Source organism: Alcanivorax sp. HI0083 (assembly GCF_001635175.1).
Genome location: NZ_LWFX01001310.1, coordinates 1 through 5,490, shown reverse-complemented (window position 1 = coordinate 5,490; position 5,490 = coordinate 1). Strand labels below are relative to the sequence as shown.

Annotated in this window: 3 protein-coding genes and 1 pseudogene; all 4 read right to left on the bottom strand. The window is 56.6% G+C overall.

Features of this window, described 5'->3' with window-relative positions; translation table 11 throughout:
• Positions 1–1,405: TonB-dependent receptor (locus tag A3754_RS19585; RefSeq protein WP_063521041.1), on the bottom strand; the 1,405-nt coding region annotated here is incomplete at its 3' end.
• A gap of 149 nt (positions 1,406–1,554) precedes the next feature.
• A pseudogene (locus A3754_RS19580) lies at positions 1,555–2,379 on the bottom strand (TonB-dependent receptor domain-containing protein); the annotation flags it as partial.
• A gap of 141 nt (positions 2,380–2,520) precedes the next feature.
• Positions 2,521–3,939, bottom strand: coding sequence for a TonB-dependent receptor (locus tag A3754_RS19575; RefSeq protein WP_369817631.1), 1,419 nt, complete (start codon positions 3,937–3,939; stop codon positions 2,521–2,523).
• Between the two features lie 79 nt (positions 3,940–4,018).
• The coding region (locus tag A3754_RS19570) for an NAD(P)/FAD-dependent oxidoreductase (protein WP_063521040.1) at positions 4,019–5,490 on the bottom strand (1,472 nt) is incomplete at its 5' end.

Here is a 5,490-nt window from a genome sequence, read left to right as displayed (position 1 = left end):
GCGCGTTCTCGGTGGCCTGGAAGACCAGGCCGTAATTGAGCAGGGTTTCGTCAAAATCCGGGCTACCGCCTTCGACTTGCTGGCTGCCGTAGGAGGCCAGGGTGGTGAAATCGTCCACGTTCAGTTTCGCGTATTCATAGCGCACTCCGGCATTCAGGGTCAGTTGTTGCATGGGGCTGACTTCTGCCTGCAGGAAGGGCGCAATGTTGCGGAACTGGGTTTCCGGTACCCATTCGCGATTGGTCTGTGCCAGGATCTGGGTGGTTTCGTCCTGCAGCAGGTCCAGACCGGTGGTCAGCTTCAGACGGTTATTAAACATGCCGTCACGGGACAGGGTCAGTTTGCCGCCAATCTTGTCGGATTCGTTCTGGGACTGGTCGTAGACATTGGTCCCATAGGCCGGGTCCTGGAAGGTAGCGAAGACCCCCCCGCCGTAACGGGCCTTGAAGCTCTGGCTGTAAAGCTGGGTAATAAAGTGATTCCCGGCAAGATTGCTGTGGGTGTAGTTCAGCCCGACGGTCAGTACTTCATTCATGGCGGGGTCGCCTTGCGGGTCACCTTTTCGTGAGGTGGTAGGGATGCCGTTAACCCAGTTGCCGTCCACCGCTTCGTAGTCATGTTTCCCTTCCAGGGAAAAACGGTTAATGCTGAGCTCTACGTTTTGTTCATCGTTGATCCAGTAGCCCAGCTTCAGGAAGATGTCATGGCTTTCACTGTTCATGATGTCACCCTGGGTGTTGTCTACCCCAATGAGCTCGCTCTCGGCGTCGTAGAACATGCCGCGATCGGTGTAGCTAAGGCCGAGAAGATAATCCCAATTTCCTTTGATGCCGTCGGCGCGATAATCCACTTTGTATCCGAGGCTGTTGGAGTGGATGTCATTGGTGGGCGCGGTCATTTTTACGCCGACATGCTGATTCAGGGTGCCGGATTCCGGGCGACGGGTAACAAAGTTAATGATCCCGCCTGTGGCTCCCAGCCCGTGTTCGGCGCTGGCGCCATAAATCACCTCGATGCGTTCAACCATGGACAGGTCAATGGTGTAGCCATCACGTGACCCGTCGCGAAGGGGGTTGGATTGCGGAATGCCGTCGATGAGAAAGAGAGGATTACGTCCCCGGAATGTTTCCCCTGAGTTGCTAAGCTTTTGACGGCTGGGTGTGTATGACGGAATCAGGTTGCTTAGTACCTGGGACTGATCAGAAGTGATGCGCAATTGCTCATCAATTTCGTCGCGGGTAATGACGGTAACTTTTTGGGAGGTCTTGCCAACTTCGCTATTGGCGCGAGTGGCAGAAACCGTAATGGCCCCCAGTTCGTTAGCGTCCGACTCCGCGATGGCAAGTGGTGAAGCTGCAAGCGTGAACAATGAGATAGGCAAGCCAATAAAGTAAGTACGGAGCACGGGGGCTCTCCTTATTGTAAGCAATGTAAATTCAGGCGTTGAAAGCTAAGGTTGGCGGGAATGATTGTCAATATCGTTTTGGTGGCGCGGGCAGCGTGGTTCTTTTAATGGGGAGGGCACGGGCTGCGGTAGAGCCCGTGCCGATGAGGCTAGAAATCTACGCTATACCCCAGGGTGTAGGTACGACCACGGCCCTTGAAGTTGTACTCGTCACTCACGCGGGCGGCCTGGGAGTAGTAGGTGAAGTAGTCTTCATCCGTCAGGTTCTCGATACCCAGATCCAGTTTACCTGCGGGTAGCTTGTAGCTGACCATGGCGTCGACCAGGCTGTAGCCGTCAAAGTCCAGGTCCGGGTCATCAAAGCCGCGGCTGAAGAAATGGCTGACTTGCAGATAGGATGAGACGGTGCGGCTCCAGCCGGCATTCCAGCTCATCTGTACCGTGTCGGGGGCAATGCTCAGGCCGCTCAGTTCGGTATCGACAACGCCGTTGCCGTCGGTGTCGGATTCGCCGTCCTCGTGGGAATAGGACAGTTTGACGCGGTGGGCGTCGTTAATCTGCATGTGCCCGGACAGTTCCACGCCCTGGATTTCGGTTTTCTCCCGGCTGCCTTCAAAGGTGCCGGTAGTGGTGTTGTAGGTGAGGCGCTCGCCCAGATCCGAGTTGGATTCGTAGTAGCTCACTTCAAAGCCGTAGCGTGCCCAGTTGAAGCGCCCACCAATTTCCTGGTTGTCGGTAACGATAGGTTGTAGATCCAGCAGGGTATCTACGTCCTGGCCGGGGATGTTGATGCCGCGCAAGACACGGCCCACATCGGGCATGCCAAACCCTTCCGAGTAGCTGCCGTAGAGCTGCGCCCAGCTTGTGAGCTGGTATACCAGCCCGGCGTTGTAGAGTGTTTCGCTGAAGTCCGGGCTGCCGCCTTCCACGACCACATCGTCATTAAGGAACCTCTGAATAACTCCTTGCATGCTCAGTCTTTCAGGCTGGCTCGCAATCTAGGCGCGATTTTGAAGGTGTATGTCCATCCATCGAAAAAACGCAACGACGAGTGCGGGCTAGCCTGGAAGACCCGGAGGGCGTGGCCTGAAGCGCACATCTGCTGCGCCTTGCCTCTAGGAAAGGGAGCCACCCTGTCCGTCAAGACAAGACTCAACAGCTGCACGCTTCAGGCCACGCTGAGTACGCAAGGAGTTATTCAGAGGTTCCTTAACCACGTTGGTCCGGTCGATGGTGGAGTAAGTATCCACTTTCAGTTTGGCTTTTTCATAGCGGGCACCGGCATTCAGATTGAGCTTGTCGGTGAGCTTGAAGCGGCCTTGCAGGAAGGGCGCGTAATTACGGTACTGGGTTTCCGGCACATAGGTACGTCCGGTATGGACCAGATCCTGATTGGTTTCATCCTGCAGCAGATCCAGGCCGGTAGTAATGCCCAGGCGATTGTTGAGCAGGCCGTTGCGGGTCAGGGTGAATTTGGCGCCGATCTTGTCTGATTCGTTGCGGGTCTGGTCGAGCTGATCATTCCCGGCACTGTCCACGTAAGGGAAGAACGGGGTGGTGGCAAACTGGGCGCGGAACTGCTGGCTATACAATTGCACGTCCGCCTTGTTGCCAAACCAGTCTGCATGGCTGTAGGAGAAACTGGCGGTGGTCACCTTGTTGAAGCCCGGGTCGCCTACCGGGTCGCCTGGGCGCGCTCGGGTGGGGATACCTTCATCCCGATTGCCGGGCACCGGCACATAATCGCCTTCGCCTTCCAGTTCGAAGTGATTGAGCATCAGTTCGACGTTCTGGTTGTCGTCAATCCAGTAGCCGACCCGACCCATTACGTCATAGCTGGTAGAGTTCTGCAGTTCACCAGGGTAGGCGATGCCAACCAACTGGTCGTTACCGTCATAGAAGACGCCACGCTTTTGCTGGCTGATGGCGCCCAGGTAATCCCAGTCGCCTTTCTGGCCACTGATGCTGTAGTCCACCTTGTGGCCCTGACCATCGGAATCAAAATCATCATCGGAAGTCAGGCTGACAGAGGCTTGCTGATTGATGGTGCCGGTGTCGGCGCGGCGGGTTATATAGTTGATAATCCCGCCGGTGGCGCCCAGCCCGTGCTCTGCGCTGGCGCCATAAATCACTTCGATACGCTCCACCATGGACAGGTCGATGGTATAGCTGTCGCGGGCACTGTCTCGCAGCGGGTTGCTTTGCGGTACACCATCGATCATGAATAGCGGCGAACGGCCACGGAAGCTCTCGCCGGCATTGGAGAGCTTCTGGCGGCTGGGCGAGTAGGAGGGAATCAGGCTGCTGAGTACCTGCCCCGGGTCATTACTGATGGCCAGTTGTTCTTCAATTTCTTCGCGGCTGATGATGAGGACTTTCTGCGGAGTCTCAGCAACGGTGGAGTGGGCGCGGGTGGCTGAGACCGTAATCTGGCCCAGCTCATGGGCGCCAGCGGCTTCTTCGGCCAGAGCAAACGGGGAACACGCAAGGGATAATAACGATACAGGCAAGCCATAACGGTAAAAGCGGAGCACGGCGCTCTCCTTATCAATATCTTCAAGGCAGGACGGCCGTGCACCGTAATGATAATAATTGTCAATTGCGATGTTGTGGTTAGCGCCGAATCTCGTGAAGCCGCTCTACCCAGCGTAACAGTCCCTCTGGCTTGCGGGCTTTTTTCCATTCCCCGGCAGCAAACTTGTTGGCTTCGGCCATGGTTGGGTAGATATGGATGGTGCCGAGGATCTTGTTCAGACCCAGCTTGTGTTTCATGGCCAGTACGTACTCGGCAATCAGCTCCCCGGCGTGCTGGCCGACAATGGTAACGCCGAGAATCCGGTCGCTGCCTTGGGCAGTAAGCACTTTTACAAACCCCTGGTCGGCACTTTCGGCGATAGCCCGGTCCAGGTCGTCAATGCCGTAGCGGGTGACCTCGTAATCGATGCCTTGCTCGTTGGCTTCCTGTTCATTCAGACCGACCCGGGCGACTTCCGGGTCGGTAAAGGTGCACCAGGGGATCACCCGATAGTCCACTTTGAATTTTTTCGCGAAACCAAACAGGGCATTGACCGAGGCATACCATGCCTGGTGAGAGGCGGTATGGGTAAACTGGTAGGGGCCGGCCACATCCCCGCAGGCATAAATATTCGGGAAGCGGCTTTGCAGGTGGTCGTTGACGGTGATGGTGCCGTTGCCATTGGTGGGCAGTTTCAGTGTTTCCAGTCCCAGCCCTGTGGTGTTGGCTTTGCGCCCCACGGCCAGCAATAACGTATCGAATACGATCCGCTTTTCCTGTCCGTCCCCCGTGACATACAACACCTTTTCACCCTCTTCCCGGGCAAAGCGCACGGTGGTGTGATCGACCAGTACCGTGACGCCGCTCTCTTTCAGTGCGGTGGTGACCTGTGCTGCGGCGTCTTCATCCTCGCGGGGCATCAGGCGCGGGCCTTTCTGTATCTGCGTCACCTGGCTGCCCAGACGGGCAAACGTTTGCGACAGCTCACAGCCAATGGGGCCGCCACCCAGGACCACAAGGCGCTGGGGCTGCTCTTCAATGTTCCACAGCGTGTCGGAGGTGAGTGCATCCATGTCCTCGATACCGGGAATCGGTGGAATAAACGGTTGGGCGCCGGTGGCGATGATAATGCTGCGGGCGGTCAGGCGTTCGCGGTGATCACCGTTGCGGATCTCTACTTCCCAGGGGGAAATAAAAGCCGCTTCACCTTGCCGACAGTCCACCCCCAGTTCGCTGTAGCGTTCTACAGAGTCATGGGGCTCGATTTTCTTGATGATGGTGTGGACACGTTCCATCAATGTACGGAAACGGAAGTCATTGCGAATGCTGTCGAAGCCGAACTTTTCCGCCTGCTTTTCATAGAAGGCCACGCGGGCACTCTTGATCAGTGCCTTGGACGGCACGCACCCGGTATTCAGGCAGTCGCCACCCATTTTGTGTTTCTCTATCAGGGTCACTTTCGCTTTGACGGTGGCGGCAATGTAGGCGCTGACCAGCCCGCCAGAGCCTGCGCCAATCACAATCAGGTTGCGGTCAAACTGTTTGGGTTTTTTCCAGCCCTTGTACACGT